This window comes from uncultured Sphingopyxis sp. (assembly GCF_900078365.1).
Lineage (GTDB): Bacteria > Pseudomonadota > Alphaproteobacteria > Sphingomonadales > Sphingomonadaceae > Sphingopyxis.
The window spans coordinates 1258632-1274967 of record NZ_LT598653.1; the positions used below are offsets into that span (position 1 = coordinate 1258632).

Genomic DNA, 16336 nt, shown 5'->3' on the forward strand with positions numbered 1-16336 from the left:
TTCCTCCCCGGCGCCGTGCGGCGGCCCATTTCTTCTGATCGCAGGAAGGAGACGATGATGACCGACAGGACGCAAACCCCGGCCGGCCACGTCATCGAAAAGCGCAACTGGAAATTCGGCCGCGACATGCTTCCGCGCCACTGGTGGCACGGCGGTGATCCGGGCCGGACAGCTTTTTATAATGCCCTGTCCTCGACGTTCCCGGTCGGCGAAAAATTCTTCATTGCGGCAGTGCGCCATTATCGCGGCGACGTGCCGGAGGCGCTGCGCGAGCAGATCGACGATTTCATCTTTCAGGAATCAACCCACTCGCGCGAACATATCCTCTTCAACCGGCAGGCGCGCGATGCGGGCTATGACATGGCGTCATCCGAGAACCGCGCCGCGCGCACGATCGCCTGGGCGAAGCGCCGCCCGCCGATCATGCAACTCGCCGCGTCCTGCGCGCTCGAGCATTTCACCGCGATCCTCGCCAACGCCGTACTGTCCGATCCGGCGCACCTCGCGGGCGCCGATGTCGAGGCGGAGCGCATGTGGCGCTGGCACGCGATCGAGGAGATCGAACATAAGGCGGTCGCCTATGACACATGGCTGTTCGCGACACGCGATATGCCGCGCTTTGCGCGCTGGTCGCTGCGCTCGCTCGCGATGCTGAGCGCAGCATGGCGTTTCCATGGGGTCATATTCCGCAATACCCGCGACCTGCTGCGGCAGGACGGGAAGAACAACCGCGCGACATGGCGGGTGCTGCTCGCCTACCTTTATGATTATCCGGGCGTGATGCGCGGACTTGCGCGCGGCATCCTCTCTTATCTCCGCCCCGGATTCCATCCATGGCAGCACGACGACCGCGCGCTGGCGCGGCGCGCCCTCGCGTCGCTGACCCCGCCGCTCATCACGCCCCTGCCACGGTGATCGACGATATGCGGGTTCTCTTTTTCGCAATGGCATTGGTTGCGGCCGCCGGAGGGGGATCGGCCGCGGCTTCGCAGGGGAGCGGCAACGCTATCGCCGGTCTGTGGTCGACCGGAAGCAACGGGGGGCAAATCGAGTTGTATCGCTGCGGCGCGGCCATCTGCGGCAAGGTGGTCGATGCCGCTCCCCTGCGGGCCAACCCCGACCAGCGCGACGTGAAGAACCCCGACCGGGCTTTGCGGAGCCGGACGCTCAAGGGGCTGGTGGTGCTGCGCGGTTTCGAGGGTGGCCCGCGCGAATGGAAGGGAGGACCCGTTTATGACCCGGAGACGGGCGATGGCGCGACGAAGGGATATCTGATCTTGCGCGAGGATGGAAAACTGGAGGTGAAGGGTTGCAGGGCGGCGATCTTCTGCCGCACCAAAATATGGACGCGAGTGCGTTAAGCCTCGCTGCGGCATTTCTTATTGAAGTCCAGCGGGCGGAGGATTTGCCCGCGATCGAGAGCTTGCTCGAAGCCGTCGCGCATGAGCTGGGCTTTCGTCACTATGCGATGATCCATCACGACGATCATCGCAGCGGGTCGCCGGGCCTCATCAACATGAACAATTATTCGCCCGACTATGCGCTGGAATATTTCGCCGGCCTCTATCACCGCGACGATCCGGTTGTTCATGCCTGCATCGCGGCCAACGCCTGCTTTACATGGTGCGAGATCGGCGACCTGATCGAACTGAGTCCACGGCACCGGGCCTTCCTCGAACGCGGAGAATATCATGGCGTCAGCAATGGAATCACCGTTCCCGCCTTCGTGTTGGGCGAGCGCAGCGGATCGTGCAACTTCTGCTCGCCGCGCCGACCCGGATGCGTTCGGCACTATCTCGCTGGGGTTCAGACGATCGGCGGATTTGCCTTTCAGAAGGCACGGCAGATCGTGAACGGCAGACGCCTGCGGCAAGTTCGCGTCGGGCGGCTGCGCCCGCGCTGGCGCGATTGCGTCGTTCTCGCCGGACAGGGCAAGAGCAACACCGACATCGCGACGATTCTCGGTCTCACGCCCTCGACCGTCAAAACCTACATCGAAGCGGCCTGCGCCCGCTATGACGTCCCCAACCGCACCCAGCTTGTCCTGGCCGCCGTTCTTGATGGCGAGATCGGCATCCACGAAATCGCCCCGCGTCAACATCGCCACCTGGCGACCTGACATTCCGCGGCGAACTTCGCTCCCTTGCGTGACCACACGCAAGGGAGCGAAAATCATGATCCATATCGTCGAAGGGCTCGGCACGCCGGCCGACCAGCCGTTGCTCGAATCCATGTTCGAGGACCGCAAGCGGCTGTTCATCGACCTGCTCGACTGGGATTTGACCGTCGTTGATGACCGGCTGGAGGTCGATCGCTTCGACGACGCCTATGCCACCTATATCATCGCCGCCGACCGCGCCGGCCGCCATCTGGCCTCGATGCGGCTGCTGCCCTCGACCCGGCCGCATCTGCTCGGCACTTTGTTCGAGCGGCTCTGCACCGACGGCGTTCCGGTCGGCCCGGACATTTTCGAGATCACCCGCCTTTGCCTGCCGCCCAATCTGCTCCGGCCTGACCGGCTGCGACTGCGCGACGGGCTTATCCGCGCGATGGTCGATCATGCGCTCGATCGCGGCATCAACCGCTTTACCGGCGTCGTCACCGCGCGCTTCCGGGAACAGATTCTCGGCATGGGTTGGCAGGGCGAGGCACTGGGACCGGGGCAGGATTTGGGCGGCGGCCGTCTCGGCGCCTTCGCTGTGACGATCGAGCCGGCGACGCCTGCCCATCTCGAAGCGAACGGCCTCTATGCGCTTCCCGCCTTGCCGGCGGGGACGATCGCGGCGGGATCGGCGGCATGACCGCGCCTTTCTCCCCCGATAGCGCGCCCGTTCGGCTCGACCGCGACGGCTTTTGCGTCATCCGCAATCTGTTTCCTGCCCATCAGATCGACGCGATAGATTCCTCGCTCGACTATGATTTCGCGGCGACGCCCTATTGCGTCGGCGACTTCTTCGGCGAGCGGACCAAGCGTTTCGGGCGGCTGCTCACCCGCGCGCCCGCGACCCGCGCGCTGGTCATGCACGGCGCAATTCTTCCGCTGGCTCAAAGTATCCTGTCGCCAAACTGCGACCGCATCGCGCTCAATCTGACACAAGCCGTCGAGATACACCCCGGCGCGCTCGCCCAATATCCGCACCGCGACCATGATCTATGGCCCGCGATCAAGGGCGGGCATCAATTTCAGGTCAACGTCATGTGGCCGCTCTCGTCCTTCACCGTGGAGAATGGCGCGACCCGGCTATGGCCGGGCAGTCACCGGCTCACCTATGACGGCGATGCGAACGAAGGCGCCGCCGTTGCCGCGACCTGCGAACCCGGCGACGCGCTGATCTGGCTCGGCGGGACGCTGCACGGTGCGGGCGCCAATGTGAGCGACGCCCCGCGGCGCGGGATCATCGTCAGCTATTGCCTTGGCTGGCTCAAGCCCTTCGAACTGCAATGGCTGGTCTATCCGCCCGAGGTCGCGCGGCATTTCGACCCGGATTTGGCCGCGCTGGTCGGCTACGCGCAGCATCGTCCCAATCTCGGCAATGTCGAAGGGCGTTGCCCCTCCTGGCTGTTCGCGGGTGAAAGGCCCGATCATGTCGCCGCCGCCGATGCGCTTCGTCCCGATCAGGCCGACGCCCTGCGCGCCTATGTGCAGACGCAGCGCGGCGACGGATAGCAGTCATGCCGGCGATCGAGACGCGCGCGGTCCTGCCGCCCGGAAGCTGGCGCGATGCCCGCGCCTATACCGCGCTCGCCGCCACTGGCGCGCGCGGCCTCGCGTGGGAACTGCTGCGCCGCGATCCCGACTATCCCGTCGGCGGCGATCCGGGCGACGGCCCGCTGACCGCCGCCGATACCGCGTTCACCGCGCGTTGGGGGCTTCACTTTCGCCGAGGAACCGGGCCGGCCTGCGTCCGCCGCCCGCCTGCTTTGGTCGGCCGCTTTCGATCCATCGGTGCTGCGCGCCCGGCCCACGCGAGGCGCGACCCGCGCCGATGCCGCGCCTTTGCTCGCGACCTGCCTCGCTGTCGCGGGAGATAGACGGCTTCATGCCGCTATTGGCGGCGTTCATCACGGCGTCCGCATCGACATTGTGAGCAGCGTCGAGCCGTTGCCACTCGATCGGCTGATTTTTCCTTTCACCGTCGCTATCGCGCCGAGGCAGCTTGCCGAGTTCCGGCGCCTGGTCGCGCTGACGCGCGGCCAGCCGCTCGCAGCGGTGACGCGGCCGCGCCTTTACCGCACCGTGCTGGCGCTGCGCGTCATCGACGCCTTGGGCGAGGGGGCTTCGCTGCGAACCATCGGAGAAGCCTTCGTTCGCGCGAGCGACTGGCCCGGTCGCGGGGAGTCGACCAAATCGGCCGCGCGGCGTCTTAGAACCGCGGCATTAGCTATCTGGAACGCGGGGCCGCGGAGCATCTTTTCCTGAGCGTCATTGCCGCTGGATCAGGTGGCAGGGATCGACTTTCAGCGCGACCGCGAACTTTCCGAGCAGCGAAACGCTTGGCGAGACACGCGCGCGCTCGATCGACCCGAGATAGCGCGAACTGATTCCGAGGATGTGCGCCATCTCTTCTTGAGTCTTGCCGCGTTCGTTCCGAATGCGCCGAAGATTTGTGGCAAGGACATCCTTCAAATCCATCTACAAGTAGATCAACCGAAAGGAATGATCGTTCTAGGAATGATCGTTCCTATTCGTTATAGGGGCGGGGCGAGAGAGGTCGTTTCATAGGAGGCGCATCGTGCCGACCAAGTCTCATTTGAACATCCCGCCGCTCGTTGCGCCGAGCGCCCCGGCGGGCGATGCCCTTACCGACTATGACCGCTCGCAAATCTTAACCTATGCCCGCCTGCTCGATGCCGAGCGCGACGGCTTCGACTGGATCGAGGCCGCGACCGACATCCTGCTACTCGACATCGAGGTCGACATGGCCGCCGCGAAACGCTGCTGGCAATCGCACCTCGACCGCGCCCATTGGTTCGTCGACGGCGGCTTTGCCGCTTAGGCGCCGGTTGCCGCACGGACGCGGCCCGACGAGGCAGCACCCCGACTTGGCTATTCGTCCGCTACGGTGTCGGAATCCGCGATCCTGATTCCGACACGTTCGTGGACGCGAACGGCGCTTCATCCTCCCCCTTTCGCCAGCACGGCGCGACGGAGCGAGAGACAGGATGGAGAGTGACGACAGCATTGAGCGGGCGAAGGAGGCAAAGCGAGGTTCGCCCTTCCTAAGTCCCAAGCAGGCCGCCCATTATCTCGGCGTCTCGCTGCGGACCTTGCAGGTGCATCGCACGCGCGGCACCGGCCCGTGCTTCCGCCGCCATTGCCGGCGCATCCGATACCATATCGACGATCTCGATAGTTGGTCGATCGGGCAGGATGGAGCGCCGGGCGATGACTGACCCGGCACCGGTCATGCGGCGGCGGCTCGGCCGACGGGCGATCGGCTGCGGCGGCCTCGCGGCGGCGCTCGCCGCGACGTTGATAGTCGAGCCTCGCCCGCGCCTTGTCTGGAACGCCAGCGCCAGCGCGCCGGTCGGCCTCTATGCGGTCGGTGACGGCGCGGCGCTCGCGCGCGGCGACATGGTGATCGCGCGGGTGCCGGGTGAGTTTCGGATGATGGCGGCGCGGCGGCATTATCTTCCGGCGAATGTCCCGCTGGTGAAGCGCGTTGCCGCCGCGTCCGGCGATGAGGTCTGCGCGATCGGCGCGCGCGTCATGGTCAACGGGCGGCTCGTCGCGCGCCGCCTCGATCGCGACGGCGCGGGTAGGGTGATGCCGCGGTGGTCGGGCTGCGCCGAACTTGGTCGCGGCGAGTTTTTCCTGTTGATGACCGATAGCCCTGCGTCGTTCGACGGGCGCTATTTCGGCGTGAGCAATGCGGACGATATTGTCGGGCGGGCGCGGCTCCTGTGGCGGCGGTGAGGATCGCGTTCGCCGCGCTCGCGCTGGTCATGGCAGTGCCCGCTAGGGCGGAGCCGGTCGATCGCTGGCAGCCATACATCGTCGAGGCATCCGCGCGCTATGGCATCCCGGTCGAATGGATCGAGCGCGTCATGCGCGCGGAAAGCGGCGGGCGCACGACGCTGGACGGCCGCCCGATTGTCAGTCCTGCCGGGGCAATGGGACTGATGCAGCTCATGCCTGGGACATGGGCCGACATGCGCGCGCGGCTCGGACTGGGACATGACCCCCATGCGCCGCGCGACAATATATTGGCTGGGACCTATTATCTGCGACTGATGTATGACCGTTTCGGTTATCCGGGTCTGTTCGGCGCATATAACGCAGGACCGGCGCGATACTCGGCCTGGCTTGCCGGACGATCGAGGCTTCCCGGCGAGACGCGTGCCTATATGGTCGCCGTCGCCGATCATTCAGCGCCGCTGAGTGCGCCGCTGTTCGCCTCGCCACGGCATCAGGGCGCCGAAGCCGATGCGCGTATCAGCGCCCAGCGGATTTTCTTCATTCGCCAATAGGGCGGACAGCACCGATTTCCTGTGCTGCCGGATCGTGGGACGCGTGCCCGCCTTCGGCTCGCCGCAACCTCATTGTGATTATGTTCTCTTTATGTTCTAAAGGGCAGTGGAACAAATCAACCCGAGTCGTATGGCAGAAGCCATCCTCACTGCACCCGGCTGGGCGCGCGTTGGAATCACCGCGCCCGCGCCGCATTTCCGCACCGTTGCCGCGCACGAGCTCGCCCGCGTCATCCTCGCGGCGATCGAGGCCGGCTGGGTCGGCGCGTCCGCCGCCGACCAGCCGGCCTTGCTCTTGTGACAGGGTCAGGATCGTAGCGAAAATCCGGCGTGGTCTATCGGGACAGCCGATCCGCCAGGAGGAGAGGCAATTCGCCCGTCACTGACACCCGTCTCCACCGACAGGCCGAACGCCTTCCATCCAGTCGCCTCGCAGATATACTCCACCTCGAAAGTTCCGTTTATCGAGCAGCGCGTATGCAGTTTTGTACACACGGCGAAGCGGTTTGCGGCTGGTTCGCGCCTCAAGTCGGCCGTATGCAGGCTGGCGACTGGGACCTGAAAGCGGACAGTCACCGGAAGCAGGAGAACGACTCCTAAGTCGGACGAACCGGAACGGCTCCTTTGAAACGCTGACGGGCAATAAGCAGCTGTCCAGTCGGCCAGCGTCATCGTCAGGAAATACCTTTCGCGGGTAGCCGTCTTAAAAGTTGACGGAGATGTCGTCTTCCTCCTCCTCTTCGTCGTCCCAGTCGCCGTCGTAGCTACTTCGCTGCTCGATAGCGTGGTCGACCTCGCCGAAATCATTCTCGTCGACGTCACGAAATACCGATGGAAGCTTACCCGCATCAAAGATTGAAATGCTCTGCTCGATGAGTTCTTCAATGAGGTCATTGTCTGGGAGCAAGAACACTCCCTCTGGCCAATCGCGTACACGCCACTCAAGAAACACTGGCCAGTACGGGCCGGATGCGCTTTCTCCCATGATCACGTTCTCGGTCGCTTCGAAAATGGCTCGATCCACAAATCCGGCGTAAGCTGTCGACAGGAGAGCTACTATGGACATGGCACCGCAGTTCCTGACAACCTCTAACGCAGTTCCGATTGGGATCGTAACGCCGAGGCGTAGCGCGGCATAAAGCGCCCAACAGACCTCGGCGTCATTACCTAGTCGGCCGTGCCGGTCGAGTAGACCAACCAGGATGGTGCCCCAAGCGTCAGTGTCGAGATCCCGCTTGGCGAGGTGGCGCCAAACAATGATGCGGGCCACGTAGTCAACTGTGTGACCGTAATGAACGGCGGCACGCTTCAGAAATGGCTCGACAACTGCCCATTGGCCCGCGGGGAGCGTAGACTTGTCGAGATAGCGAAGGGTGTATTTGAGAATTCCATCGTCGCTGGCCGCAGAAGTTAATGAAAATGCGTGTTCCAGAGCGGCGCGCAGGCGCTCTGACACGCGGCGCGACGGCGAATCTAAAGCGAATTCGATTCGAGAGGCCAAGTCAGTCGGCCAGCTATCCGAGTACCGGAAGCTTTCGGAATAGATTTGCGTCTTGGCTTCGTTGATATCGAGTTCGAACGCCCTAATTGCCTCGCGATATTTCCACAACGCGGCCTCGGCCGTTGCATGCGAGTCTGCGCCGATCCACACGTCATCTACATGGCGTAGTACGGCACAGCCAGTCGCGCCTCCGCGTGATACGAACTCTCGGTCTATCGCCGTACCGATCACTTCTGCGATGTAACGCGAGGCATCCGGCCCGACCGGTATACCTACTGTCTGGCCATCCTGACCTGCCCGCAAGATTAGATCGAGGCGGTTCATGAAAAGATTGGCAGAGTTCGCCCGTCGATCAACCTTTGAAGCGGATTTGCCGTGGAAGGCCCAAGGTGGTGACACGCCTCGAAGAGGAGACCCGGATCGGCAAGGGCGGGACCCTGGCGGCGCAGCTGTCGCGGCTCGACCTGATCGTGCTCGACGAGCTCGGTTATCTGCCGTTCGCACGCTCGGGAGGGCAGTTGCTGTTCCACCTCATCAGCAAGCTTTATGAGCGCACCAGCGTCATCATCACCACCAACCTCGCCTTCGGCGAGTGGCCTACCGTCTTCGGCGATCCCAAGATGACTACGGCGCTGCTCGACCGCGTCACCCACCACTGCGATATCATCGAGACGGGCAACGACAGCTGGCGCTTCAAAAACCGCAGCTGACCGCCACCTTCGGCGCCTTCAAAAATCTATCTTGCGCTGCGCGCGCCTCCGGTCGGGCTACGCCCGCCCTCCGCCGCACGCAGCGCAAGACCATCCTCAACAAGCCATCATCATATCCGAAAGGGGGGGCCCTCTTCGACGCCGATCGGGGGTCCCTTTTGCGTGCCGATTGACACGGAGGCGCAAGCCAAGATCGGTTGCGGGATTACGCACTTCAGCGTGCGAACCGCCGATTTCGGAACGAGGTGCTTCTGGCTCAATCGGCCTGACAAGAGCACCGAGAAGTTCTCCCATACCGCATGCATTTACGGCACCTGAGCACCTGACAAAAACCGCCGCGCAGGTGCTCGTGAACGAACGGCCGGTTTCGACGGCCTCGCGAAGGACCGCAAACGTCGGCTTTGTCGGCGGCTCCTTCCACACAAGGATGCAGGGGGAACGGCAGCTATCGCTTTCCGCGATCCCAAGACCTGCCAGCAAGCAAGCGGCCATGCGGTGCGCAATCTTAGCCGACTAGACGCTATAGGAAGCTGACTTCCACTGTGCCCGGGTTTGATTGAATGGCTTGAAATCGGCTACAAAAAAGTGCGCTATTGTGCGGCCTTCTTGGCCGATGCCGTCGCCAGCGCCTAGGGGGCGACACCATCGGCGATGCCTTCGAAACTCGCTCCGCAAGCAAGCGCTGACGCGCGCGCGGCGAGCATCAGCGTTTCGATTTGCTTCATTCGCATCGCATGCGAGGGCGGCGCGCCGTCGGCGAGGCAGCGCTCGCGCTCGCCGCGCGTCACACGCGGCTGAAGAACGACGAGCTTGCGCTTGGCGCTTCGCGGGAGTTTTTCCGCTGCTGCCAGAAAGCCGGTTCTGTCCTTCTGCTTGTCGCCATTGTGCCACACGGCCGCGCCGATCTTCTTGGCCTTGCCGCGTTTGAGTTCGTCGGCGAGATTGCGGCGATCGAGGTGACGCAAATTCTTCACCGCCTGCGAGACGACCACCTCATATTCGGCGGGCGCGGCCATCCGGTCCGTCTCGGTCGAGCCCGAGGCCTTGATATGAACGAGCGTCAGCACCTTTGCATCGGGGTCGATATGAATGAAGTCGGCAAGTTCCATCGACCCGTCGTCGCTGGCGAGCCAGCCGTGTGGCTTGCCATCGGCATCGGTGAACATTTTCTCGCACGCAAAAGCGAAGAGCGATGTATCGCCATCGACCGCGATGCATTGCGCGAGCGTCTTGCCCTTGGGAACGGCCGGCTTCTCGGCATCGACCGCATAGTCGCTGAAATCGGCGAAGCTCCAGTCGAAAGGCTGGTCGGTGAACCCGCCCGCATAGCAGCGCGCCTGCGCGAGCGTATGGCCGCTTTCATAATAGACTTTGATCGCGCCGAGATCGCCGAGAAAGGCCTCGCATTCCGCACGCGCCGCGGCCGCCTCGGGCGGCTGCTCGCTCCAACCGAACCCGAGCTGCGCTTCGCCCTCGTCATCGAGGGTAATGCCGAGCTCGGCGGTCCCGATGGCAAAGCTGCCGAGCGCTACAGCGATGGCGAGCGACATGCCGTCGCGCGGCGTTACCGCATAATGGGCATCGAACGCCCAGCGTCTCGCCGCCTCGCGATCCTCGCGCGGAATATCGTCTTCCGACAATAATTCTTCAGGGATAATCGAGATCGCATAGGCGCCTTCGACACCTTCCGCGCTGTTGGTCGGTTGCGCGAGAGCCTGGAAGGGATCGGGTCGGCGTTCACCAGTGGTGGCATGATCGAGCGCCGCGTTGATCACTGCCCGATAATCCTCGAGACTTTCGGCGCGGCGGATCCATATCCGGCCGCCGCCAGGAGCCGCGCCGATGAGCGGCGGCCTCGGCGTGCCGGCGGCGAGCGCGGGAATGTCCGGAATCGAACGGACTGCCGAATAATAATAGGACTGGTCGCCGATCGGATCGAGCGAATAGCCGAGATCGACGCCCGTCAGCGCCTTGGTGTCGGCCTTGGCCGCTGTCGGCGTATGGACGCCGTTCAGCCACAAGGCCTTGGCCTCGTCTCCCACGAAGGCGGCGATCGCATCGCGCGGCATCCGGCGAACGGCCTTGAGCTTCTTGACGAGCCGGTCGCGCATCGGGCCGCTGGAAGCGCAGAGCGTCGCGTAAGTGCCGCGGACCGAGAGGACGATGAGTTCATGCGCTACATCTTCGAGCCCGGGTCCGGGCAGCCAGGATGGCGACCCCGTCTCGCGATAGAGAATTGCTTGGGTGAGAAGCGCGTCGGCGGTGTCGACGTCAGTCGTCCGGACGATGCGGCGGCCCCGGCTAGAGGAGCTGCGAAGCTGCGCGCTTGTCTCGTTGAGCAGTCGCGTGAGCAGGGCTTGGCCCTGCAGGGTGCCGGTCGCTTCGAGGAGCACGGGCGCGAGATAAGGGCGAAGCTGGGCGAGAGTGGGGGCAATGGCCATGGCGGTCTTTCCTTGGGCTATCGGATTTCGAGGTTGGCGGGGCGGTAAGTCGCATCCTTCGCCCGTCGCTCATGCACGCTATCGTCGATGACATGCTCGGCCGCGATGAGGCGCGGTTCGGCGAGCGGCAGATAACGGCCGAGGAAAGCGCGGCGTCGCCACTCACGGTAGCGAACGGCCTTTGGCAGGATTTCGAGGGGCTTCCAGCCCCAGGTCAGCGATTTGTGCAACAGTCCGAGCGGATCGGGGCGACTGTAGACATGTTCGCTTCCCTCCTTGGGCTCGCCCTCGGCAAACTGCCGTAGATTGGCGGGTGTGATCGCGAGTCCCGCCTTGCGCGCTTCCGAAATTATCCAGATGAGCGGAATCTTCGAAAGCTGGCTTTCATCCTCGCGATATCCGCCGCCGATGTCCGAATGGACGCCGGCGAACCATCTTTGTTCGATATCCTGTGCAAGCGTTTCGCGCGGACGGAAGCGATTGGGGACATGGAGTTGCGGCTGCGCCCAACGCGCGACGCGGAACATGCGCCGCCGCTCGTCGAGCGCGAGTGCGTGCCGGAAGATTCGCACCGAAGGATTGGTGGCGGTGAAGGGCAGGGTCTCGAGGCTCGGTATCCACATGCGGTCCGAACGCGGCACAAGCACCGAGGCGACCGTATCCCAGACCCCGACGAAATGGATGCCGGGATAGCGCGCGCCAATCACCCGAGCGAAATGCCAGGCGATTGGTAGCTTGTCTTCCTTCGCGGCCCGCTTGTAGGTCGCAAGCGCATTGTCGCACATGTTGAGTTGCGAGGGTCTGACGAGACCGATTAGGTGGAGCATCCCGGCCAGCACGCGCGCAGTCCACGCCCCGCGGCTGAAGCCGAAGATATAGATACGGTCGCCTTCCTCCCAATTTTCGGCGAGAAAACGGTAGGCGCCGAGCAAATTGTCGTCGAGCCCATAGCCCGTTACTAGCCCGAGTACTCCGAGGAATTTCTGCTTCCAGCGGTAGAGCCAGTCGACCCGCCCCACGGTGCCGACGCCGGGCGAATAATAGACGAGCTGGCGCTGCCCTTTCTCGGCGATGCGGTAGAGTTTGAGAACATTGGAGATGCGGATGTCGCCGATCTCGTCAGCGAGTGCTCCGCCAAGCTCATTGCCGGTGCCGTCGCAAAGGATGACGAGGTTGCGTCCCTCCGTCTTTCGCACCGGTGTCTTGTCTTGCTTCGCGGACGTCTTGCTCGCTGGAGCCTTGGCCATCTTCATTTCTCCTTGCCGCGCTAATCGGCGACAGCATTGTAGCCTGCCCGCATCGTGCCTGACGGGCCGATCTCGATCAGGATGTTGTTGCAGCCGCCCGGCGCCTCGTCGGCATCGGGGCCGATCTTGCTCGGGTTGAGTTCGCAGGCGCGCCTCTCGTCTTCGATCTGATAGAGATCGTCTCGATCGGTACGAAAAACCTCGCCGCGGCTCTCGAGTTCGGACACGATCTCGGGATCGGGGAGCCGGACGCGTCTGTAAGGATAGGGACCCGACGAGATCGCATAGATCGAGGCGCCGACGGCATCGAGAAAGGCGCGCCTCGAGGAGGTGAGGCTGCCGTGATGGCCGACGACGAGGACGTCCGAGCGGAGATCTGTGGCGCAGCACGCGATGAGCTTGGCCTCGATGCTGCTCGGCCGCGGCGCCGTGGCGGGCAATTCGCGTTCGCCGCCCTCGGCATCGCCCGCGAGCAGGATCCGTTTGTTCCCGAGATCGAGCCGAACGACGACGCTGTTGCCATTGGGGTCGGCGTAGTTTCGCGGATCGCGATAGAGGAATTGCATGCGCGCGCCGGCGCCGAGCGGCACGGGCGCCGCGTCCATCATCGTGCCTTCGCGCACGATGATGGTGCCGTTGCACCCGCTCCCCGAGAAGGTCACGGTCCGCGTCGCATTCGCGGCGACCGCGTCATGATATTGGACGCCCGGCTCGGCCATCGCGGCTTTGAGGAAATGGCAATAGCCGTCGGTCTTGTTGACGCGCCCCGACTCCCAGACATGGCCGACCGCGAAGCGGCGGAAGACGTCGGGCATCAGCTGGAGATGATCCTTGTGCGGATGACTGAGGATCAGATGGTCGATGCGCGCAAGGCCGGGACGCACGGCCTCGATATAGGCGACGACGCGGTTCTCGTCGCCGTCGTGGAGATCATCTTGGCTTCCGGCGTCGTAGAGTAGCGCGAAATCCCGGCCCTCGACGAATATGGCGAGCCCGGTTCCGACGTCGATCACATGGACCTTGTAAGCCGCGCTCGTCAGCGCTTCGCCCGGCGGGGCGCCGCCGACCACCAGCGTCCATGCCTTGCTGACATAGCCCTGCGTGCCGTCGGGCAGCTCGACGCGGTACCAGCCGCTCACTTCGCCGACGAGCCGCGCGCTGTCGCCGGGGCGCAGGCGGCCGAGGATGGGGGTATCGGTGGAAGGCCCTTCGCGAACCAGGACCGCGCTCGACACGCGCGCGCTCGGCACGATGTCGTCCGCCGCGGCGCGCGAGGCGCCGAGCAGGGAGAGCAGAAGCAGAATGGCAAGTGTCAGCGCACGCATGGCATGTTCCCCCTATTCCCCTGTTCCTCTTAGCGCGCGGAGAGCGCGGCGGCTATGTCGCCCCCAGCCGGTCGCGATGCAGGAAATCGCGCAAATAGCGTTCCATCTCGTCGATCCCTTGTTCGCTAAGCATGACGCGGACGTTGCCGTCCTCCTCGGCGGACGACGAGCGTATCACCAGCTCCTTTTCGATGAGAAGGGCGAGCCAGCGCAGCGCGGTGGTGCTCGCCGTCGCCGCGGCCGTGCAAAGCCGGTCGATGGGAACCGGCTGCCCGCGATGATGCTGGACGTAGAGATCGAGCAGCATGTCCCACGCGGGTTCGGCGAAGAGATCGTAGCGGATGAGGCTGTCGCGGCGCCGGCGATTGTGGAACTCGCTTCGCGCGATGGCCGCGAGCTGATCCTGCTCATTGCCGCCGGGGGGAGGGATGTCGCCGGCGCCGTTCGGCCCGGGCTCGTCGGGCTCCGAGGTCACAGCAGACCCCTTTCGCGCATGCTGACCATATCGGCTCCGGCAAGAATGAGATGGTCGAGAAGCTGGACGCCGACCGCCTGGGTCAGATCGGCGATGCGGCGCGTCAATCTGATGTCTTCCGCACTCGGCTCGGCCGATCCCGACGGGTGGTTGTGCGCGAGGATGACGCCCTGCGCGCCGACGTCGAATGCCCGGCCGAGCAGCCGGCGCAGATCGCCTTCGACATGGCCGGCCCCGCCTTGCGCCAGCAGTTCGTCGGCGAGATAGCCCCAATCCTGCGCGACGAAGGTCGCGTGCAGGCATTCGGTGGGCGATTTCGCGATGACGCTGCGCAGATAGTCGCGAAAGCGCGGGTCACGGATCGAGACCTGCGTTCTTGCGACCTGCTCGCGCAGCCCGGCCTTGATGAGGGCGCGGGCGGCGACGATCGCGCCAACCAGATCGTGGTCGCGGCCGAGCGCGGCGGCGAGTTGCCCGGATGAGGCGTCGAGCGCGCGCCCGAGGCTTCCGAAATGGGCGATCAGCCGGACGGCGGCGTCGTCCGCGCGGTCGCCGGCGAAGGGTTCGAGGAGGTGCGCCACGACCGGTATGGCCCGCGGCGCCGCGTCCGCATCGCATGACGCCAGATGCCGCCCGCCAGGATCAGGAGCAGTGCGTAATAAGGGACATAGTTCATCAGGAAATAAGCGAGTTCCGCAATCTTCCGGCTCTCCTCGCGAGCGAAGTGCGAAACGACCGAGACCAGCTGAAACGCCGATAGCCATAAAGGATAGACCCTGTTCGCCTTGAGCGCGACGCCGATGAAGACCGCCGCGACGAGCATATCGATGACGAGGTGACCGATATCGACCGATCCGTAGATCGTCCCGCGCCCGACGAGGGCATGATAGACACGGTCCGCAACATTCATCGCGAGGAGCGCCGCCGCGCAGATCCGTTCGGGACCGGCTCCCCAGCGCAGCGCCGCCACGCCGAGAATCGCGACCGTCAGGAAGTTGAAGGACCAGATCCAGCTCACCCGGTGAAACTGGCCCCGCGCGGCGGCGCCGTCAATCGTCAGGCAACCGCCTGTTGCCCGTCCTCTCCGGCAGCAAAGACCTGCGTGTCGTCGTGACCCGGCATGCCCGTGATCAGCGTCTTGTCGGCGACGAGCGCATTATGCGTGCGAAAGACGTCGTTCGCGCCGCTGATGTCCGACTGGATCGCGCGGCCGAGCCGGATGATCGCTTCCTGGCCGATGTGCGGCGCGGGAATATCCTCGATCTGGCGCGCCCGCAGGATCGAGCTCATCACGTCGAGCTTGGCAAGCAGGCTTTCGTCGGCCTTGGCTTCGGCCGCCCGGATCTGGTTGCGGATGCGCATCATATAGGCGGGAACCGGTGCGGTCGGATCGGAAATGGTCATTATCGTCCCCCGGCCCATGCGCTCGCGGCCATGGGCTCATCATCTTGTCGTCGATGAGGGCGGCTAGCTGCCGAGCGCATCCGTGATCGCCTGCGCCGCGGCAAGGCCGAGGACCAGGCTGGCGATGAGCGCGAACAGGATGATCGCGATCGCCGCACCACGGGTGAGCGCGGCATTGTCACCGTCGAGCACCCTCGGGACGATCCTTTGCTCTTCCGGTCTCGTCCAGGGCGCGTCGAGCGTCATCTCGAGCGAGTCCCTGAAAGCGAGGCCGGCCTCGCGGTCGTCCTGCGGCTCTCCTTCCGGGCCGGGCGGGGTTCCGGCGAGATCAATTATTTGCTTGGTAGCTTCTACACATGCGGGAGCACCCGGTATTTGCCGGAAATCGCGCGGTCTTTCGCGGTAGCGCTGCGCGAGCTGCGCGCGCGTGATGCCGCCGAAGCGCGACCGCAATATCTCGATATGACGGTTGACCGCCGATTCCGAGGTTCGAAGTTTGGCGGCAATTTCCTTGCTGGTGAGGCTTCTTGCGAGAAGGCCGAGAACCGCCGCCTGCTTTTCGGTCAGCAATTCGAATTCGTCGGGTTTTGATTTCGAGTCATTATGCGTCGGCATCGTGGCGCCATATTAACCATAAGTTACCGCTACGGCAAAAGGCCGTTTCCCATAATCGGGTGGAGATGTTGCCAATATGGTGACGATCGTGGGAGCCGGGTGATTACGCGGGTGATGCGCCGGATCTCCAATTTTGCGTGAGCGGGC

Annotated in this window: 23 protein-coding genes and 1 pseudogene; 14 read left to right on the forward strand and 10 right to left on the reverse strand. The window is 64.2% G+C overall.

Annotated features, from left to right (window positions below):
- Positions 1-57: 57 nt before the first annotated feature.
- From QZL87_RS05565 to QZL87_RS05595, 7 genes are read left to right on the forward strand one after another with little or no spacing between them, the layout of a single operon-like run.
- Positions 58-915, forward strand: a complete 858-nt coding sequence (locus tag QZL87_RS05565; protein ID WP_295325007.1) for a metal-dependent hydrolase — start codon at positions 58-60, stop codon at positions 913-915.
- Positions 912-1361, forward strand: coding sequence for a DUF2147 domain-containing protein (locus QZL87_RS05570; protein WP_295325010.1), 450 nt, complete (start codon positions 912-914; stop codon positions 1359-1361). Before QZL87_RS05565 ends, QZL87_RS05570 begins: the two co-directional genes overlap by 4 nt.
- A complete protein-coding gene (locus QZL87_RS05575; protein ID WP_295325015.1) occupies positions 1310-2119 on the forward strand; it encodes a LuxR family transcriptional regulator in 810 nt (269 codons plus the stop codon). Before QZL87_RS05570 ends, QZL87_RS05575 begins: the two co-directional genes overlap by 52 nt.
- Before the next feature lie 55 nt (positions 2120-2174).
- Positions 2175-2801: an acyl-homoserine-lactone synthase gene (locus QZL87_RS05580; RefSeq protein ID WP_295325018.1), complete on the forward strand. Its 627-nt coding sequence runs from the start codon at positions 2175-2177 to the stop codon at positions 2799-2801.
- A complete protein-coding gene (locus tag QZL87_RS05585) occupies positions 2798-3667 on the forward strand; it encodes a phytanoyl-CoA dioxygenase family protein (protein WP_295325021.1) in 870 nt (289 codons plus the stop codon). Before QZL87_RS05580 ends, QZL87_RS05585 begins: the two co-directional genes overlap by 4 nt.
- A gap of 5 nt (positions 3668-3672) precedes the next feature.
- Entirely contained in the window at positions 3673-4032 is a 360-nt protein-coding gene (locus QZL87_RS05590; protein WP_295325024.1) for a DUF6499 domain-containing protein, read from the forward strand.
- 52 nt (positions 4033-4084) lie between these two features.
- Positions 4085-4420 (forward strand): DUF2285 domain-containing protein, encoded by a 336-nt coding sequence (locus tag QZL87_RS05595; RefSeq protein WP_295325029.1) that lies wholly within the window; start codon positions 4085-4087, stop codon positions 4418-4420.
- A gap of 3 nt (positions 4421-4423) precedes the next feature.
- Here QZL87_RS05595 and QZL87_RS05600 read toward each other — a convergent pair whose 3' ends face one another.
- Positions 4424-4633 carry a helix-turn-helix transcriptional regulator gene (locus QZL87_RS05600; protein WP_295325032.1) on the reverse strand — a complete coding sequence of 70 codons (210 nt, stop codon included), beginning with the start codon at positions 4631-4633 and terminating at the stop codon, positions 4424-4426.
- Between the two features lie 100 nt (positions 4634-4733).
- On the opposite strand from QZL87_RS05600, the gene QZL87_RS05605 reads away from it, so the two are divergent.
- The 5 genes from QZL87_RS05605 to QZL87_RS05625 all read left to right on the forward strand — a co-directional run bounded on the left by QZL87_RS05605 (position 4734) and on the right by QZL87_RS05625 (position 6772).
- Positions 4734-4997 (forward strand): DUF2285 domain-containing protein, encoded by a 264-nt coding sequence (locus tag QZL87_RS05605; RefSeq protein WP_295325035.1) that lies wholly within the window; start codon positions 4734-4736, stop codon positions 4995-4997.
- 166 nt (positions 4998-5163) lie between these two features.
- Positions 5164-5394 carry a helix-turn-helix domain-containing protein gene (locus QZL87_RS05610; protein WP_295325038.1) on the forward strand — a complete coding sequence of 77 codons (231 nt, stop codon included), beginning with the start codon at positions 5164-5166 and terminating at the stop codon, positions 5392-5394.
- Positions 5387-5917, forward strand: a complete 531-nt coding sequence (locus tag QZL87_RS05615) for a S26 family signal peptidase (RefSeq protein WP_295325042.1) — start codon at positions 5387-5389, stop codon at positions 5915-5917. Before QZL87_RS05610 ends, QZL87_RS05615 begins: the two co-directional genes overlap by 8 nt.
- The gene (locus QZL87_RS05620) at positions 5905-6471 is read left to right on the forward strand and encodes a lytic transglycosylase domain-containing protein (RefSeq protein ID WP_362988823.1); all 567 of its coding nucleotides are present in this window, start codon (positions 5905-5907) and stop codon (positions 6469-6471) included. Before QZL87_RS05615 ends, QZL87_RS05620 begins: the two co-directional genes overlap by 13 nt.
- Before the next feature lie 106 nt (positions 6472-6577).
- Positions 6578-6772 carry a DUF6771 family protein gene (locus QZL87_RS05625; RefSeq protein WP_362988826.1) on the forward strand — a complete coding sequence of 65 codons (195 nt, stop codon included), beginning with the start codon at positions 6578-6580 and terminating at the stop codon, positions 6770-6772.
- Between the two features lie 402 nt (positions 6773-7174).
- Here the strand turns inward: QZL87_RS05625 and QZL87_RS05630 are convergent, their stop codons facing one another.
- Positions 7175-8296, reverse strand: a complete 1122-nt coding sequence (locus tag QZL87_RS05630; protein WP_295325048.1) for an RNA-directed DNA polymerase — start codon at positions 8294-8296, stop codon at positions 7175-7177.
- A 65-nt stretch (positions 8297-8361) separates the two neighbouring features.
- Here QZL87_RS05630 and QZL87_RS05635 point away from each other — a divergent pair.
- Positions 8362-8682 (forward strand): annotated as a pseudogene (locus tag QZL87_RS05635) (ATP-binding protein); the annotation flags it as partial.
- 162 nt (positions 8683-8844) lie between these two features.
- Positions 8845-9000, forward strand: a complete 156-nt coding sequence (locus QZL87_RS19245; RefSeq protein WP_362988829.1) for a DUF3223 domain-containing protein — start codon at positions 8845-8847, stop codon at positions 8998-9000.
- A 311-nt stretch (positions 9001-9311) separates the two neighbouring features.
- Here the strand turns inward: QZL87_RS19245 and QZL87_RS05640 are convergent, their stop codons facing one another.
- The 8 genes from QZL87_RS05640 to QZL87_RS05675 form a co-directional block, all read right to left on the reverse strand.
- Complete coding sequence (locus QZL87_RS05640) at positions 9312-11123, reverse strand: hypothetical protein (RefSeq protein ID WP_295325051.1); 1812 nt, start codon at positions 11121-11123, stop codon at positions 9312-9314.
- A gap of 17 nt (positions 11124-11140) precedes the next feature.
- The gene (locus QZL87_RS05645; protein ID WP_295325054.1) at positions 11141-12370 is read right to left on the reverse strand and encodes a DUF2235 domain-containing protein; all 1230 of its coding nucleotides are present in this window, start codon (positions 12368-12370) and stop codon (positions 11141-11143) included.
- Positions 12371-12390: 20 nt separating this feature from the next.
- Positions 12391-13695 (reverse strand): SH3 domain-containing protein, encoded by a 1305-nt coding sequence (locus QZL87_RS05650; RefSeq protein WP_295325057.1) that lies wholly within the window; start codon positions 13693-13695, stop codon positions 12391-12393.
- Positions 13696-13747: 52 nt separating this feature from the next.
- Complete coding sequence (locus QZL87_RS05655) at positions 13748-14170, reverse strand: winged helix DNA-binding protein (RefSeq protein WP_295325059.1); 423 nt, start codon at positions 14168-14170, stop codon at positions 13748-13750.
- Positions 14167-14751, reverse strand: coding sequence for a JAB domain-containing protein (locus tag QZL87_RS05660; RefSeq protein WP_295325061.1), 585 nt, complete (start codon positions 14749-14751; stop codon positions 14167-14169). Before QZL87_RS05660 ends, QZL87_RS05655 begins: the two co-directional genes overlap by 4 nt.
- Positions 14691-15188, reverse strand: coding sequence for a hypothetical protein (locus tag QZL87_RS05665; protein WP_295325063.1), 498 nt, complete (start codon positions 15186-15188; stop codon positions 14691-14693). Before QZL87_RS05665 ends, QZL87_RS05660 begins: the two co-directional genes overlap by 61 nt.
- A gap of 38 nt (positions 15189-15226) precedes the next feature.
- Positions 15227-15574: a hypothetical protein gene (locus tag QZL87_RS05670; protein ID WP_295325065.1), complete on the reverse strand. Its 348-nt coding sequence runs from the start codon at positions 15572-15574 to the stop codon at positions 15227-15229.
- Positions 15575-15637: 63 nt separating this feature from the next.
- Entirely contained in the window at positions 15638-16189 is a 552-nt protein-coding gene (locus QZL87_RS05675; protein WP_295325068.1) for a helix-turn-helix transcriptional regulator, read from the reverse strand.
- Positions 16190-16336: the final 147 nt, after the last annotated feature.